Source organism: Parazoarcus communis SWub3 = DSM 12120 (assembly GCF_003226565.1).
Lineage (GTDB): Bacteria > Pseudomonadota > Gammaproteobacteria > Burkholderiales > Rhodocyclaceae > Parazoarcus > Parazoarcus communis.
Map to the genome: position 1 here is coordinate 64,459 of NZ_QKOE01000001.1, position 15,715 is coordinate 80,173.

Genomic DNA, 15,715 nt, shown 5'->3' on the forward strand with positions numbered 1-15,715 from the left:
GCTCAGATGAAGGCCATGCCGCCGTTGACAGCGATGTTCTGTCCAGTGATGAAGCTGGCGTCATCGCTGGCAAGGAAGGCAGCGACCCGGGCGATTTCCTCCGGTTCGCACATGCGCCCAAGCGGAATGGCCTTGATCATCGACTGCATCCATTCGTCCGGAATGCCCGCCATCATCGGCGTGTTGGTCGGCCCGGGCACAATCGTGTTGACGCGGATGCCGCTGGCGGCCAGTTCCCGAGCGATGCTGCGGGTCAGCCCCATCACGCCGGCCTTGGAAGCACAATAGTGGCTGGGCCCCTCACCCGACATCGCTGCGGTACTCGACACATTGACGATCACGCCCTTGATGCCGCGTTTCTGCATCAGGCGCGCGCCCTCGCGACAGCACAGGAAGGTGCCGGTGAGATTGACACCAATGACCCTCATCCAGTTGTCGTCAGGCGTCTCGAGAAAAGCATCCACCGATCCGATACCCGCACTGTTAACCACCACATCGACACCGCCAAAGCGCTCGCCGACTGCGGCAAAGGCGGCCGTAACCGATGCAGGGTCAGCAACATTGCACGCCAGTGCCATGCCACGCACCCCCAGTTCCAGCACCGCATCGGCGGCGGCATCGGCATTGATGTCGGCCGCGGCTACGCTCGCCCCCAAGCCGGCAAAATGCTTCACCATCGCACGCCCCATGCCCTGGGCGGCCCCCGTCACAAACACCACCTTGCCTTCGAAACTCATCGCTCGCCTCCTGTCATGCGTTCTGCCCGCGCCGCCGCTTGGCGACAGGGGATGTCATGGAGCACAGTTTTCTCCGGCGTCGCCAGCCCGACATCGTCCAATGAGACTAATCCGGAGACCTGCGAAGGCCCCTGAGCCGGTACGGGCCGGTCATTCGTCTGAATGGACGATGCCATGCATCGGAGGCCACGGGACGATACATGCCCGGAGACGTCAAAAGCCGTAGAACCGGCGTATATAAGACCCAAGGAGACAGGTCGTGAACACAAGCCAAGGCACTCAGCACCGCATTACCTGGCATACGCACTATGCCCTCGCGATGCTGGCGATCATTTACGTCTTCAATTACATCGATCGCCTGGTGATATCGATCCTGATCGAGCCGATCAAGCTCGAGTTCGGCATCTCCGACACCCAGATCGGCCTGCTGTCCGGGGTCGCGTTCGCGATCTTCTACACGCTGTTCGGCCTGCCCTTCGGCCGCCTCGCCGACCGCATTGGCCGCAAGCCGGTGATCGCGCTCGCCTGCATCGCCTGGAGCGCGATGACCATGTTGTGCGGGGTGGCGACGAGCTTCGCCATGCTGCTGCTGTTCCGCATCGGGGTGGCGGTGGGCGAGGCCGGTGGCACCGCACCGTCGGTCGCGATGGTCTCCGACCTTTATCCGCCCGAGAAGCGCTCGCGTGCGCTGTCGGTCTTCCTGATGGGTCCAAGCCTGGGTGCCGTCCTCGGCCTGGGCCTGGGCGGCTGGATCGCGCAGGAGTACGGCTGGCGCACCGCCTTCATCGTCATCGGCGCGCCCGGGGTGCTGCTCGGCATGCTGCTGTGGCTCACCGTGCGAAGCCCGGCCGTCCCTGTGCGCCCCCAGCCCGCGGCCGGCGCACCGAAGGAAGACTGGCAGACGACGCTGCGCGAGATGCTCGCCACACCGGCCTTCGTCCTCGTCGTCACAGCCGGGACGCTGGCCGCCGTCATGGGCTATGCAATCGGCACCTGGAACCCGAGCTTCCTGATCCGCTCTCACGGGCTGACCGTGCAGCAGGCCGGCCTGCTGGTCGGACTTGGCGGGGGCATCTGTTCCACCATCGGCACACTCGTGTGTGGCAGCGTCACCGACCGCCTGGTCGCGCGCGATCCGGGCTGGCAACTGCTGATTCCGGTCGTGGGCTGCGTGGTCAGCGTCCCGCTCGGGCTTGCCTTCTATCTGTGGCCGGCCGACGTCGCCTTCCACATCGGCTCGCTGCCGGTTCCCGAAGCCTTCCTGTTCTACCTGGCGTTCAGCTTCACCGCGATCTGGTGGTCAGTCCCCTGCTTCGGCGCCATCAGCCACCTTTTTCCGCCAAACCGCCTGGCTCAGGCGACGGCGATCTTCGTGATGTCGATGACGCTTCTCGGCGTCGGCTTGGGGCCGATCATCGTCGGCACGCTGTCGGACGTCTTCAACCCGGAGCTGGGTCAGGAAGCCCTGCGCTACGCACTGGCGGCCTCGGTGCTGCTGTATCTGGTGTCCGCGGCCTGCCTGCTGGCGGCCGTCGGACGCTATCGCCGCAAGCTGCGCGCCAGTGCGATGCCGCCTGCCGCCGCAGCCGCAAGCGCCTGAACAACCGACTCGAAACCTATCCCTGGAGATGACCCGATGAACTCACCCGATCTGCCGATTCCCCTCGACCGCTTCATCGAACTGGACAATGGTCTTCGACTGCATTACCTCGACGTCGGCAAGGGACCTGTTGTCGTGTGGCTTCACGGCAGCGGGCCGGGCGCGAGCGGTTACAGCAACTTCAAGGGCAACTACCCGGCCTTCGCCGCGGCGGGCTTTCGCAACATCGTGCTCGACCTGCCCGGCTTCGGGCGCTCGGACAAGCCCGCCGACGTGCAGTACAACCTCGACTTCTTCGTCGCCAATCTGAACGCTTTCCTGGGCAAGATCGGCGTGGCGAAATGTACCCTGCTCGGCAACTCGCTGGGTGGCGCGATCGCCCTGGGCCAGGCGCTGGCCCACCCGGACACGGCCGAGCGGCTGATCCTGATGGCGCCAGGTGGCGTCGAGGAACGCGAGACCTACTTCAAGATGGAAGGCATCGTGCGCATGGTCGAGACCTTCGCCAAGGGCCCGATGGGACCGCTCGAGATGCGCCACGTCATGAGTCTGCAGGTATTCGATCCCTCGATGCTCGACGACAGCATCATCAACGAACGCGCGGCCATCGCCCCCTCGCAGCCGGCCAACCTGTTCTCGACCATGATGGTCCCGAACATGACCACGCGCCTGCACGAGATCAAGGCGCCGATCTTCGGCTTCTGGGGCACCGACGACAAGTTCAACCCGCACACCGGCGCGCTGAAGGTGATCGAGAACGCCCCCAACGCGCGCATGATCCTGCTCAACCGCTGCGGCCATTGGGTACAGGTGGAGCACAGCGACCTCTTCAACCGCAGCTGCATCGACTTTCTGACCAAAGGGTAAGCCACACCATGGGATCCTTCGACAACCTGCTGCAGCCCGGCCGCATCGGCAAGATGGAAGTGCGCAACCGCATCGTGATGGCGCCGATGGGGTCGAACTTCGCCGAAGCCGACGGCACCTGCGGTGAACGCATCCAGGCCTATTACGAGGCGCGCGCCGCAGGCGGCGCCGGCCTGCTGACCATGGGCGTGGTCTCCATCGCCTATCCGCACGGCACCGCCGAGCCCTTCCAGGTGGGCATCTCGGACGACAGCTTCATTCCCGGGCTCAAGGGCATCGTCGACCGCGTGCACAAGCACGGCGCGAAGATCGCCGCGCAGTTGCAGCACGCCGGCAAGACCGCGGTGCGCGACCTCGCCGAGGGTCGCGAGCTGTGGGTGCCATCCATGCCCCCAGCAGTGAAGACCGACATGTTCGCCGCGCTGACGCAGGAAGAACTCGGCGCCTTCATCAGTTCGTCGAAGGGCCGCGAAAAGGCGGGCGTCAAGATCCGTGTCATGGACAAGGCCGACATCGCGCAGATGATCGAGTGGTTCGCCGCCGCAGCCGACCGTGCCAAACGCGCCGGCTTCGACGGCGTCGAGATCCACGCCGCGCACACTTACATCATCGCAGGCTTCCTGTCGGGCTACTTCAACAAGCGCGACGATGAATACGGTGGTTCGATCGAGAACCGCGGCCGTTTCCTGCGCGAGGTGATCGCCGCAGTGCGCCAGCGCATCGGCGCCGACTACCCGGTGTGGCTGCGTCTCGACGCCTACGAACTGCGCATGGAGGGCGGCATCACGCTGGACGAGGCCAAGGTCTTCGCGCGCATGGCCGAGGCCGCCGGTTGCGACGCCGTCAGCGTCTCGGCCTATGCCAACACCAGCACCGGCGTCGCCTTCACCGAAGCGCCGCTGGTGCAGCAGAAGGCAGGTTTCCTGCTGTGGGCAGCCGAGATCAAGGAGGCGGTGAAGATTCCGGTCATCGCCGTCGGCCGCCTCGAGCCCGAGGTCGCCGACAACGCCATCGCCGCAGGCCAGTGCGACTTCGTCGCCATGGCGCGCAAGATGCTCGCCGACCCCGAATTGCCCAACAAGCTGATCGAGAACCGCCCCGAGGACATCCGGCCCTGTATCTACTGCTACGCCTGCGTCAGCCAGATCTTTGTCAACCAGCGCGTCAAATGCGCGGTCAACCCGATGACCGGCCATGAGGCCGAGATCCGCCTGGTGCCAGCCGTCAAACCGGGCCACGTGCTCGTCGTCGGCGGCGGCCCGGCGGGCATGGAGGCCGCGCGCACCGCCGCGCTGCGCGGTCACAAAGTCACCCTGGTGGAGCGCAGCGGCCGGCTGGGCGGCACGCTGTTCTTCGCCGCACTGGCCTACGCCGAGAACGGCGCCCTGCTCGACTACCTGAGCACGCAGATGAAGAAACTCGACATCGACGTGCATCTCAACACCGTCGCCACCCCCGACCTCGTCCGCCAGCTTGGCGCCACCGCAGTCATCGTCGCCACCGGCGCCGAACGCAATGCGCCACCGATCCCCGGCGCCGACATGGACCATGTGTGGTCGGGCGATGAGTTGCGCCGGCTGATGACCGATGACCGCGCGGACGAGATCGCCAAACGCAAGTTGTCCTTCACCCAGCGCACGCTGATGAAGGCCGGCAGCCTGGTCGGCGTCACCGACAGCACCGACGCCATCCAGAACCTGTCACGGGTATGGATGCCACTTGGCAAGAAGGTCGCCATCATCGGCGGCGGCCTGGTGGGCATCGAACTGGCCGAGTTCCTCGTCGACCGCGGCCGCGAGGTCGTGGTGCTGGAAGAAGGCCCCAGCCTGGGCCGCGAGCTGTCGATCGTGCGCCGCTGGCGGGTGCTGGACACCCTGCGCCAGCACGGCGTGGCGCTGCACACCAAGGTGAAGGTCGACTCGATCGACAAGAAGGCGGTGCGCTACACCGACGCCGAAGGACAGCAACACAGCCTGGCGGCCGATTCGGTCGTACTCGCCGTCGGTGCCCGCCCGGACGACAGTCTGGCGCGTGCGCTCGAAGCCGCCGGCGTGCCGGTCAGCGCGGTCGGCGACGGCGCGCAGATCGGCTACATCGAGGGCGCCATCAAGTCCGGCATGCTCGCCGGACTGTCGGCCTGAGTCTTCCCATCGTCCCCGGGCCGGGCGCGCGGCACCCATGCCGCCGCCCGGCTTTTTTCATCTCCGCCCACCCCACACAGGGGCGACGCCCCCGCGGGAGCACACGATGAGTACCGCCGCCACCGCAATCTGCAACCTCCTCTACCGCTACGCGGAAGCCATCGACGAAGGCCGCCTCGAGGACGCTGCCGCCCTTTTCCGCCACGCCCGCATCGAAACCGGCGCCGCTGGCCCACTCGACGCCGACGGCCTGCTCGCCCTGTGGCGCAAGATCCTCGTCATCCACCCCTGCGGCACCCCCCGCACCCGCCACCTCGTCACCAACCCCATCCTCGAAATCAATGAGGCGGCCGGCACCGCGCAGGTCCGTTCATGCTTCACCGTGATGCAGGCCACCGACGACCTCCCGCTGCAGATCATCGCCAGCGGCCGCTACCGCGACCGCTTCGCTCGTATCGACGGCGAGTGGTGTTTCGTCGAGCGCGACTACCGCCAGCTCGACTTCGCCGGCGACCTCAGACAGCATCTGCGGATCGCAATCAAGCCAGGACCGCGCCTCTGAAGGCTGCAGCGACGACGGACTTGCAATAGGCCCAGCGGGCTAACGAATGCTGGGGGGGTGGCGGGTTGTCGGCCTGACCTGCAGTTGGGGTTTTGCACCAGGAACGACTGCAATGAGACGGTCAGCGGTCGTAGCCCAGAAATTCTGGTCGAGTGACCGCTTGTCATTTCAGGCTACTTCCGGAGCCGACCCAATTCGGCCATTTGTATCCGACCTGGTTCACCGACAGGCATCTTCTCTAACCGGCCATCCCGCTTAGCCAAAATCTGAATAGTTTGGCCATTGAGATCAATCACAACTGATCGGTAACGTCAGGTATATGGACCACTGCAGCCCTGGCGCGAACAGCTGCCGCATTTGGCGAAAAGGAAGTTATAGCTTCATGCCAGTCTTTTCGGCGATCTTCGCTGCAAGGCTCTTGAAGTCCCTTTTCGCATCCGAGACTGCATTGGCGTGACTACCAATGGCCCCGTCCGCTGAGGTGAGATTAAAAATGGGTTTGCGATATTCCTGAGCCATGGGTATCAGGCTACGGTAGTGCTTGATAGTTGCAAGGCAGTACGGATCGTCCTCCTGCCTCATATTCTCCACCGGCTCTTCATTCAGAATATCCCTTCGATAGACTGCCGGAATCCTCTGCACCCACTTGTCGTAGGCCCTAACCGGACGGTCAAGCCGAACGCCATGCTGTTGACACAAGTAACCTATGGGCATCATCCGACCAACAGGGAGCCGGAAGTCGGGGTACATGGACCTATCGGTGCTGTCGCGCCAGTTTTCCAGTCGCTTCTGCCAAAGACTCTTCCAACTTTTCAGCGTTGGTCCCAAGTTGCTCAAGCCTTGCAGCGAAAAGAGGTCGGCCCCGAGAGGGATGGCGACATAATCGGTTGCCAACAGTACTGAACGATTAATAGCGCCTAAATTAGGACCAATATCGACAAGAATTATGTCAGCCTGAACCTTTTCTACCGCCATTTGCATGACTTGCCAGAAAGACGTCAGGATCCGCATGGGGCGGTATAAATTATTGTCTCCCATGCTAGCTGGCCATTCCGCCGAGAGCGCATCCTCAAAGCTCGATAACGCGACGTCACCCGGTAGCAGATAGAGATCCGTAGCGATGTTTTGCAAGACCGGAGGGACAATATCTCCTACGCCTGTTAGCGGCTTGACGCACTGGTAAATCGTTGAACCCGGATGGCGCTCAGTCCATAGCTGTTCAATCCGATCTTCATCCAGAAACGCGGCTGTAAGGTTTGCCTGCGGGTCCAAGTCCACGATTACCACTCGCTTACGAAGACTCGCAAACATCCACGCTAGATGATATATGAGAGAGGTCTTTCCTACCCCTCCCTTGTTGTTAAAGAAAGTTAATACTGGTGCGTTCACGATTTTCTTCTCAGCAGGCAGACTACTGCACTCTGGTTAGTCAAGAATTCAGGGGGTGGATTTCCATTTACTTCCATCACTCGTCGTGCCGTGGCAATGCCTCGGCCAAAGGACTGAATAAATCCAAAAGTTTTCAAGACATCCGCAATATTAGGGTTCCGATAGTCGGTGATGCCTGGGGCGCCAAAGTTCTCACTGGTAACGTTGCCGTAAGGACCGCCAGGACTATTTATCTCGATCCGATCATTGAACCAGTACACCCGAATTGGCGTGTTAGTCCCTTCGTAAACGCGATGGAGCACCGCGTTATATAGGATTTGCTGAAGCGCTGCCTGAGGGTATGGCGTGTCAATTTGATGGGTGGCTGCTGCAGTTATGTCGACAGCGGTCCGATTGTGGGCCTTGAGCTTTTCCTCTGCGCGCCGAAGCATCTCTACAATCCCGCCACCGATTTCTTCTTCGTCAATGACGGGGTCTGCAAGCTCGACTCCATCAATTCTGAGAAACTGAACATATGCTCCAGGCAGGAAGTCCTGAGGACTCTTTCCGATTGCCAACAATCCCATTAAGGTCGGAGTGGTTTCCGTCGGGGAGACAATCATGCGACATGAGGCTAGACGTTCTTCATAGCTGCGCCCATTGGCCTCAAGCACGTCTTCTGCAAAGGCTTGCGGCAAATACTCGTTCTCGAAGATACTTTTCGAAAGATCGGTAAGCTTTGCCGTCGGCACAGGGTAAATATCGAAGGGCAGGTTCTTGAAACGACGCCTTTCATTAAGGATCCGCTCCTCCTGCTCGTTTGCTAACGCTCGACGAGGACCCGTGCGAATCCAGATTCGACCATCGTACTTCACGGGAGGCATATCGGACGGCATGACGGTCACAACGGCGACCTCGGCACCTTTAAGCACACGCTTTTCCACAGAAAGTACTGGCAAAGGAAGAATATTGCCGTCAGTCTTCATATCTGCGAGCGACATCAGCAATTGATCCGTCACGTCAAGGCCACTCGGCTCCCCGTTATCCTTGACTCCAATGAACAAGACTCCTGGCCGACTGTGGCCGGGCAAATCGTTGGCAAATGCACAAACTGCTTGTCGCGCCTTTTTGGGGACGTCCCCCTTGAATGATTCCTTGCGCTCAGCACGATCAGACTCAAGGTCCTCCAGGAGATTCACCAGTTCGTGATCGTTTAGTCGCTGCATTTCATGTGCCTCAAAGCAATTATTCCCTTAGCGGGTTAAGACTGATCGGGGTGCCTTACCTAAGAGCACGACAGCGCTGCTATGTTCAGCGGCTGCGTTGAATACCGCTTTGAACGCGAGGGTTTCTGCTCTCGGTCAAGTCTACCTGTTCAGGTTACGTTGAGGAACGTTACGGCACAAGAACTATGACCCGGCTAGAACTGCTGAGCCTAATCCGGATGGGCATGGGTAAGTCTTCATCCAATCTATACTGATCTGGACTGGGGCCGCACCACTACGAAGCCTGCGTTACGCGCCTAGATCGTTGCAGGTATCCGAGTAAGGCGGTCGTTCAACTGCATAGCCTGTCCAATCGACGAAGGGCCGCTTCTGGCCGATACCGCCAGTTCGATGAACAAGTGACCTCCTGCCGTTCGACCCGCACTGAACGCCGTGCGGCAGCTGCCCGCTGTAAAGCCGCCACTCATTCGGCGCAAGCTGAACGGCTCCTCAGGCCGAGCTCCTGTCGCTGGATGATCAGGCCTCCCCCGCAAAAGCCCGACGCCGTTCACGCAGATGCAAACCATCCAGCGTTGCCTTGACGCGAAAGATCAATCACCACGGCAAGAACTGCGCGACCCGCGAAATCATCTCGGTTGCAAGCCGGGCGCCGCCCCACCATAGCAGCGCGACCGAAGCGAGTGCGGCCAACGTGACCAGATGGCCCGTCAGCAGCATCAGGCCATCGCGAAGACGCAGCCCCCACGAGATCAGCACGATGGCAAGTGCCGGCAACACGTTGTCAAAGCTGATGATGGGCACAGGCACCATCATCGACAAACCGGCAAGCGAAAGCATCACCCCATTTGCCACCCGCGCGGGTCTGTTGCTGAGCGCGAGCATGCGTGGCCGCCCCAGCCGCGCCACTACACCGACGACCCGGTCGACCGCCCGCTTGAGCACGGTGACGGCACGGCCGTTGAGCTCGCGCTGAGCCAGCCAGCGCGGTAGCGGCACTGGCTGACCGAGACACAGCCCGAGTGCGATGAACAGGCAGAACGCCCCCACCGCGGAAGCCATGCCCGGCAAGGCCACCGGAAAGAGCAGCGGCATCGCCAGCATGCTCAACCATACCAGCCGCTGCCGATGGCTCTGGCCGACGGTGTCGGCCATCGAGCCTCCCAGCGCGGCAAGCTGGGCGTCGGCGATGCGCTCCACGAACACCCTCCGTCGCTCCCTGGAACAAGCGGACCGGCTTTGCGAGGCAAGAAACTTGTCTGTCACGATGCTACAGATTCCCCCAATCAACCAGACCGGAGCCGACATGCGCTGATCGAGCTGCCGGCACATTTGGATGGTCAGACGCGAATCAGCACTTGCCGGTTCCCCGTCCGGCCGCTCGCCCGGTGCATCGTGCCACAGGACAGGCACATCAAACCATGGCAGCATGCAGACACGCTCGATGATGCTGTCACCCGGAGGCCACCGATAAGGACATGACCGATTGTTTACCCACCGAGCGGGATGGCGCGAACGGCGCATGGCGCGGCTGCCCGCCGGCTCCCGCCATTGACCCGGCATCGCCCTTGCTGTTCGTGATCAACGCCTCGGCGGGTGCCCTGGACCTCGATGCCAAACGCGCGGTCATCCAGGCTGCCCTGGCCAGCCACGGACGCAAGGGCGAGTTGCTGAGCTGCAACCCAGGCAATCTGGCACAGGTAGCCACCGCGGCAGCGGTGCGGGCGCTGGAGCGCAATACTGCGGTGATTGCAGTTGGCGGCGACGGCAGCCTCAACACGGTGGCCCAGGCGGCACATGCGGCCGGCTGTGCGATGGGAGTCATTCCGTATGGCACCTTCAATTATTTCGCCCGGGCCCACGGCATTCCCACCGAACCATTGGCAGCGGCCCGGCTGTTGCTGGATGCCCGGCCACAGCCGGTGCAGGTCGGTGGCATCAACGACCGGGTGTTCCTCGTCAATGCCAGCCTGGGCATCTACCCTGAGCTGCTGCAAGACCGCGAGGCCTTCAAGGCCCGCTTCGGACGCAGCCGGTGGGTTGCCTTCATCGCCGCATGCAACACCCTGCTGCGCGCCCAACGCCGGCTGCGCCTGCACATCGACACCGGCATCGACGTCCGTGATCTGCAGACCCTGACACTGTTCATCGGCAACAATCCACTGCAGTTGCAGCAGTTTGGCGCCGAACCGGCTGACACCCTTGCCGGCACGCCGGGCGACGGCAGCCTGGCGGCACTGGTGCTACGCCCCATCGGCACGGTGGCGATGATCCGCTTGATGTTGCACGGCGCCATGGGCCGGCTGGGTGAAGCGGCCGGGATCGAGAGCTTCGAGTTCCTGAGCATGGTGGTGAAACCCCGGCTGTCACGCGGTCACAGGACCGTCAAGATCGCTTTTGATGGCGAGGTTGCACGCATGCGCACCCCCATCGACATCCGTGTGCTGGATCAACCCTTGTACCTGCTCAAGGCACCTGCAAGCACAAGCGCCACGCGCCCACCCGGACCATGACATGAGCGTGATACTGCAGATCTCCGATACCCATTTCGGCACCGAACGGGCCGCGGTGGTCGAGGCCCTGGTGACGCTGGCCCTGCAGCAGCGCCCCACGCTGGTGGTGCTGTCGGGTGATATCACCCAACGCGCGACGTCCGCACAGTTCCGTGCCGCCAAAGCCTTCGTCGATCGTCTGGGCGCACCTGTTCTGGCGGTGCCGGGAAACCATGACATCGACCTGTTCAACCTGTGGACGCGAATGACCCGACCCTATGCCCGTTATGCCAGGGTGTTCGGCACAGACCTGGAGCCGGTGCACACCTCGCCAGACCTGCTTGTGATCGGCGTCAATACCACCCGCAGCTGGCGACACCGCAACGGCGAGCTCTCCGGCAAGCAGATCGGTCGCGTCAGCGGCCTGCTGGCCACGGCTCACCCCGGGCAACTGCGCGTGGTGGTGGTGCATCAGCCAATCGCCGTTCCGAGGACCGTGAAGCGGACCCCACTGCTGCGCGGCCATCGTGCGGCGCTCAAGGCCTGGTCCGCAGCGGGCGCCGATCTGATCATGGGGGGTCACATCCACCTGCCCTACACCCTGGAGGTGCACGGACTGGCACGCCCGCTATGGGTGCTGCAGGCCGGCACCGCCATCTCGTCTCGCACCCGCCCCAACGCATCCAATTCGGTTAACATCCTGCGCTGGGGCGAGCATGAGGATCACCGCCACTGCCTGATCGAACGCTGGGACTATGCCCTTACTGCACGCGCCTTCATTCACAGCACAACCGACACCATCTGGCCGGAGCGCGTCTGGCCACCCCGCACCCGGGACGGTTGACTGCAAACCGGCCACGCACGCATCAAGCCGTTCAATGGCGTTCAGTCGCTGCCGGCCCTCGCCTTCATCTGCCAGGCGGCGACCAACGCCAAGCCGAAGCACCCCGCCAACAGCATGAAAGCTTCCGCATAGGCGAGTGCAAGATCTGCCGCCTCACCATGCGTCATGGTGCGCCACTCGACGAACACCGCAACAATGGCCACCCCCAGCACACCACCAAACTGACGGGTGTAGTTGCTGACCATTGCGGCCTGCCCATAGTGCGAGGCTGTCACACGACTGAGCGAAGCGACGGTCAGCGCAGGAATGGTCAGGCCAAGGCCAAGACGCCCCAGCAGACTGTAGGCCACGACCTCCTCATAGCTGATGGCACCGCCGCGCAGTGCATAGGGCACGAACGACACACCGAACAGCGCCAGGCCGATCATCGTGATCCAGCGCGGGTCATAGCGATCGGCAAGCAGCCCGCCAGCGGGAATCGCAAGTGCCAGCAGCAGGCCGGAAGGCAGCAGGGCGAGCCCGGCAAGGGTCGCATCGTAGCCAAGCGCATTGAGCAGGAACACCGGGATCAGGTAGGTGGAAGCGTACAGGCCAAAGCCATAACTCACGCCCACCACCGCGCCCATGGTAAAGCAGCGCTCACGGAACAAGCCCAACCCGACAATGGGATGACTGACACGCCCGGCATGACGCACAAACCCGATGACGCACAGCACGCTCAAGGCCAGCACCGCCAACGTCCAGACCCCGGTTGGCCCGTACTGCCGGAGGCTGGCAATGAAATCGATTGCCAGCAAGGAGGCTGCGCACAGCAGGCCGACACCCAGCCAGTCGAACGGATGGGGTGCAGCTGACGCAGCGCGGGGCAACAGGCGCAGGCCAAGCCCACCCGCCAGTACGCAGAATGGCAGGCTCATCAGGAAGATCGCCGGCCAGCCGAAATGATCGAGCAGCACGCCGGCCACGGAAGGGGCCACGGCCGGGGCCAGCACGATGCCAAAGCCCAGCAGGCCATGTGCCCTGCCCTGACTGCCGGCCGGAAACAGGCGCATCACCAGCAGCATCGGCAAGGGCTGCAGCAGGCCGGCGGCCACACCCTGCACAACACGCATCGCGACCAGAAAACCAAACCCTTCGGCCAGCGCACCCGCAATGCTGCTCAGGGCGAGCAGCAGGTTGGCCCCCAGGAACAAGCGGCGAAAGCCGACTCGGTCAAGCAGCCACGGCGTCGGCAACATGGCCACCGTGAGCGCGGCCAGAAAGCCGGTGACCGCCCACTGCACCCGATCCTGCCCCAGATCGAAATGCTGCCCGAGTGCCGGCACAGCAACGTTGAAGCTGCTGGTGGCAAGCACGGCGGCAATGGTCGCCAACGCAACCACAGCCAGCGCCAGCCACTTGTAGGCGGCACCGTACTGCGCATGCAGCGATTCGAGTGTGGGCGCTTCAGTCAGCCCGCGCATGCACTGCCCTATACCGGTCCGGCACGGATGCGCCTACTGCGGGCTCAGTTCGCCGAAACGCTGTACATGGAAGTCCCCATCGCCCAAGCTGGCCTGAGCAACGCGGATACGCTTCAGGTACAGGCCGACGTCCAGCTCGTCAGTGACGCCCATGCCGCCATGCATCTGTACCGCCTCGCGACTGATGCGATGTGCAACCTCGCCCGCCTTCCATTTTGCCAGGCTGGCCATGCGTGCACGGGCCGCAGCATCGAGCGCGGGATCGTCCAGCGCAGCCAGCCCGGCCATCACCGTACTGCGTGCAAGCTGCAGCTGGGCAAAACACCATGCTGCACGGTGCTGCAAGGCCTGAAAGCTGCCAATCGGCACATCAAACTGCACCCGCGTCTTCAGGTACTCGACTGTCGCGTCAAACAGGCTTTGCGTGGCGCCCAGCAGTTCGGCAGCCAGACAGACGCGCCCCCGGTCCAGGGCCGCGTCGAGTGCCTGGAATCCCTCACCCTCGACCCCCAGCAGCGTCGCTGCAGCAAGGCGCACGTCCTGCAGCACGAGATTGGCGTGATTGCGCGCATCCAGGGTCTTCATGGCTGACACCTGCAAGCCCGGCGCACCGGCCGGCACGAGGAACAGGCTGATGCCTGCACGCTCGCCCGCCAGTCCGCCGGTGCGTGCGGCAACGACGAAGGCATCCGCCCCAATGCCGTCGGCGACGAACGCCTTGGCGCCATTGAGCACGTAGTCCTCTCCGTCACGCGTCGCGGTCAAGGCAACGGCGGCGGGGTCATGGCGCGGCTGCTCGTCAAGCGCCAGCGCAATCCGCTTTTCACCAGCAATCAGCGCCGCCATCCATTCGGCCTGCTGCGCCGCGGAACCGGCCAGCTCGATCACACCACCGCCGAGCACGACGCTCGACAACAGCGGCGAGGCCGACAGGTTGCGGCCAATCTGTTCGAATACCGCCCCCAGTCCCTTGCAACCAAAGGCCAGGCCGCCAACCGCCTCGGGGAAGGGGATGGCGCTCCAGCCCATATCGACCATCTCGCGCCACAGCGCGGCGTCAAAACCCTCGGCTACGCCCGCATCACGCAGCTTGCGCTGGGCGGCGACCGGGCTTTTCGCCATCAGGAACTCGGCGGCTGTGTCGGCCAGCAGTTGCTGCTCTTCGGAATAAACCAGACTCATGACGCGCTGCTCCTTACTTGCCCTGCTTGCTGGCGCCGCCTTCCGGCAGCACCAGCACCCGTTTGGCGATCACGTTCAACTGCACCTCGGACGAACCACCGGCGATGGTCTGCGCGAAGCTGCCCAGCCAGGCCTTCGTCAGCGCCAGTTCCTGCGCCTCGAAGGCCTCGCCCTCCCAGCCCAGCGCGCGGTGGCCAAGCACGTCGGCCAGCACTTCGAACTTGTCCTTCTCCTGCTCGGAATGCACCAGCTTCATGATCGACATCAGGCCGGACACATTCCTGCGCGCACGCGCCTCTTCCCCCATGCGCTGGGCCGTCAGGCTGTAGGCCATCTCGTCCATTGCCATCGCAAACACGCGCTGCCGCAGCGCGATATCGGCCGGTGACGAGGCGGACGGCGCAGGCAGGTACTTGCCGGCAATCGACAGCAGGTCGAAGTGCGTCGGCAAGGCAAACTCGCCGAACTTGGACATCGCCCGACGCTCGTGCTGCAGCAGCGCCTTGGCCAGCGTCCACCCGCCATTGAGCGGACCGATCAGCTGGTGCCGGGGCACCTGGACGTTGTCGAAGAACACTTGGCAAAAGGAAGACTTGCCACTGATCAGGTCGATCGGTTGCGCCTGAATGCCGGGCGAGCTCATATCCACGACCAGCAGGCTGATGCCCTGCTGCTTGGGCGCAACCGGATCGGTTCGCACCAGCATGTACATCCAGTCCGACTTGTCGCCATAGGAAGTCCAGATCTTGGTGCCGTTGACCACGAAGTGATCTCCGGCCTCGACCGCGCTGGTCTTCAGGCTGGCGAGGTCGGAGCCGGCATTGGGCTCGGAGAAACCCTGACACCAGCGGACTTCGCCCCGCGCCATCGGCGGCAGCAACGCACGCTTCTGCTCCTCGGTGCCAAACTCGAGCACCACCGGACCCAGCATCCAGATGCCAAGATTGATCTGCGGCGGACGACAGTGCAGGCGGCGCATCTCGGCTTCGAGCACTGCGTTCTGCTCCTGCGTCAGCCCGCCTCCGCCATACTCGGCAGGCCAGTCAGGGCAGAACCAGCCCTTGTCGCGCATGCGCTCGAACCACAGGCGCTGATCCTCGTGCTTGAACTCGACCGTACGTCCGCCCCACACCAGCTCGCCATCGGGCATGGCAGTGCGCATCGAGGGCGGGCAGTTGGCCTCGAGCCAGGCCCGGGTCTCACGGCGAAAATCTTCGAGTGTGCTCATATCGTGTT

At 63.2% G+C, this 15,715-nt stretch carries 13 protein-coding genes; 6 read left to right on the forward strand and 7 right to left on the reverse strand.

Features of this window, described 5'->3' with window-relative positions:
- Positions 1-2: 2 nt before the first annotated feature.
- The gene (locus DNK49_RS00275) at positions 3-737 is read right to left on the reverse strand and encodes an SDR family NAD(P)-dependent oxidoreductase (RefSeq protein WP_110522325.1); all 735 of its coding nucleotides are present in this window, start codon (positions 735-737) and stop codon (positions 3-5) included.
- Between the two features lie 259 nt (positions 738-996).
- Here DNK49_RS00275 and DNK49_RS00280 point away from each other — a divergent pair, with 259 nt between their 5' ends.
- The 4 genes from DNK49_RS00280 to DNK49_RS00295 all read left to right on the forward strand — a co-directional run bounded on the left by DNK49_RS00280 (position 997) and on the right by DNK49_RS00295 (position 5,907).
- Entirely contained in the window at positions 997-2,337 is a 1,341-nt protein-coding gene (locus DNK49_RS00280; protein ID WP_243632182.1) for a spinster family MFS transporter, read from the forward strand.
- A 36-nt stretch (positions 2,338-2,373) separates the two neighbouring features.
- On the forward strand, positions 2,374-3,204 hold the full coding sequence (locus DNK49_RS00285; protein WP_110522326.1) for an alpha/beta fold hydrolase: 831 nt from the start codon (positions 2,374-2,376) through the stop codon (positions 3,202-3,204).
- Positions 3,205-3,212: 8 nt separating this feature from the next.
- The gene (locus tag DNK49_RS00290) at positions 3,213-5,345 is read left to right on the forward strand and encodes an oxidoreductase (protein ID WP_110522327.1); all 2,133 of its coding nucleotides are present in this window, start codon (positions 3,213-3,215) and stop codon (positions 5,343-5,345) included.
- Positions 5,346-5,451: 106 nt separating this feature from the next.
- Complete coding sequence (locus DNK49_RS00295) at positions 5,452-5,907, forward strand: nuclear transport factor 2 family protein (protein WP_110522328.1); 456 nt, start codon at positions 5,452-5,454, stop codon at positions 5,905-5,907.
- A 372-nt stretch (positions 5,908-6,279) separates the two neighbouring features.
- Here the strand turns inward: DNK49_RS00295 and DNK49_RS00300 are convergent, their stop codons facing one another.
- The 3 genes from DNK49_RS00300 to DNK49_RS00310 all read right to left on the reverse strand — a co-directional run bounded on the left by DNK49_RS00300 (position 6,280) and on the right by DNK49_RS00310 (position 9,698).
- A complete protein-coding gene (locus DNK49_RS00300) occupies positions 6,280-7,296 on the reverse strand; it encodes a ParA family protein (protein WP_110522329.1) in 1,017 nt (338 codons plus the stop codon).
- Positions 7,293-8,501: an ATP-binding protein gene (locus DNK49_RS00305; RefSeq protein WP_110522330.1), complete on the reverse strand. Its 1,209-nt coding sequence runs from the start codon at positions 8,499-8,501 to the stop codon at positions 7,293-7,295. Before DNK49_RS00305 ends, DNK49_RS00300 begins: the two co-directional genes overlap by 4 nt.
- Before the next feature lie 594 nt (positions 8,502-9,095).
- Entirely contained in the window at positions 9,096-9,698 is a 603-nt protein-coding gene (locus DNK49_RS00310; protein ID WP_243632183.1) for an exopolysaccharide biosynthesis protein, read from the reverse strand.
- A 278-nt stretch (positions 9,699-9,976) separates the two neighbouring features.
- On the opposite strand from DNK49_RS00310, the gene DNK49_RS00315 reads away from it, so the two are divergent.
- Entirely contained in the window at positions 9,977-11,011 is a 1,035-nt protein-coding gene (locus tag DNK49_RS00315; protein WP_110522331.1) for a diacylglycerol/lipid kinase family protein, read from the forward strand.
- A 1-nt stretch (position 11,012) separates the two neighbouring features.
- Positions 11,013-11,834, forward strand: a complete 822-nt coding sequence (locus DNK49_RS00320) for a metallophosphoesterase family protein (RefSeq protein WP_110522332.1) — start codon at positions 11,013-11,015, stop codon at positions 11,832-11,834.
- A gap of 41 nt (positions 11,835-11,875) precedes the next feature.
- Here DNK49_RS00320 and DNK49_RS00325 read toward each other — a convergent pair whose 3' ends face one another.
- The 3 genes from DNK49_RS00325 to DNK49_RS00335 are packed head-to-tail and all read right to left on the reverse strand — an operon-like array spanning position 11,876 to position 15,707.
- Positions 11,876-13,297 carry an MFS transporter gene (locus DNK49_RS00325; RefSeq protein ID WP_110522333.1) on the reverse strand — a complete coding sequence of 474 codons (1,422 nt, stop codon included), beginning with the start codon at positions 13,295-13,297 and terminating at the stop codon, positions 11,876-11,878.
- A gap of 33 nt (positions 13,298-13,330) precedes the next feature.
- Positions 13,331-14,479 carry an acyl-CoA dehydrogenase family protein gene (locus DNK49_RS00330; protein ID WP_110522334.1) on the reverse strand — a complete coding sequence of 383 codons (1,149 nt, stop codon included), beginning with the start codon at positions 14,477-14,479 and terminating at the stop codon, positions 13,331-13,333.
- 13 nt (positions 14,480-14,492) lie between these two features.
- Positions 14,493-15,707 (reverse strand): acyl-CoA dehydrogenase family protein, encoded by a 1,215-nt coding sequence (locus tag DNK49_RS00335; protein WP_110522335.1) that lies wholly within the window; start codon positions 15,705-15,707, stop codon positions 14,493-14,495.
- Between the last annotated feature and the right edge of the window lie 8 nt (positions 15,708-15,715).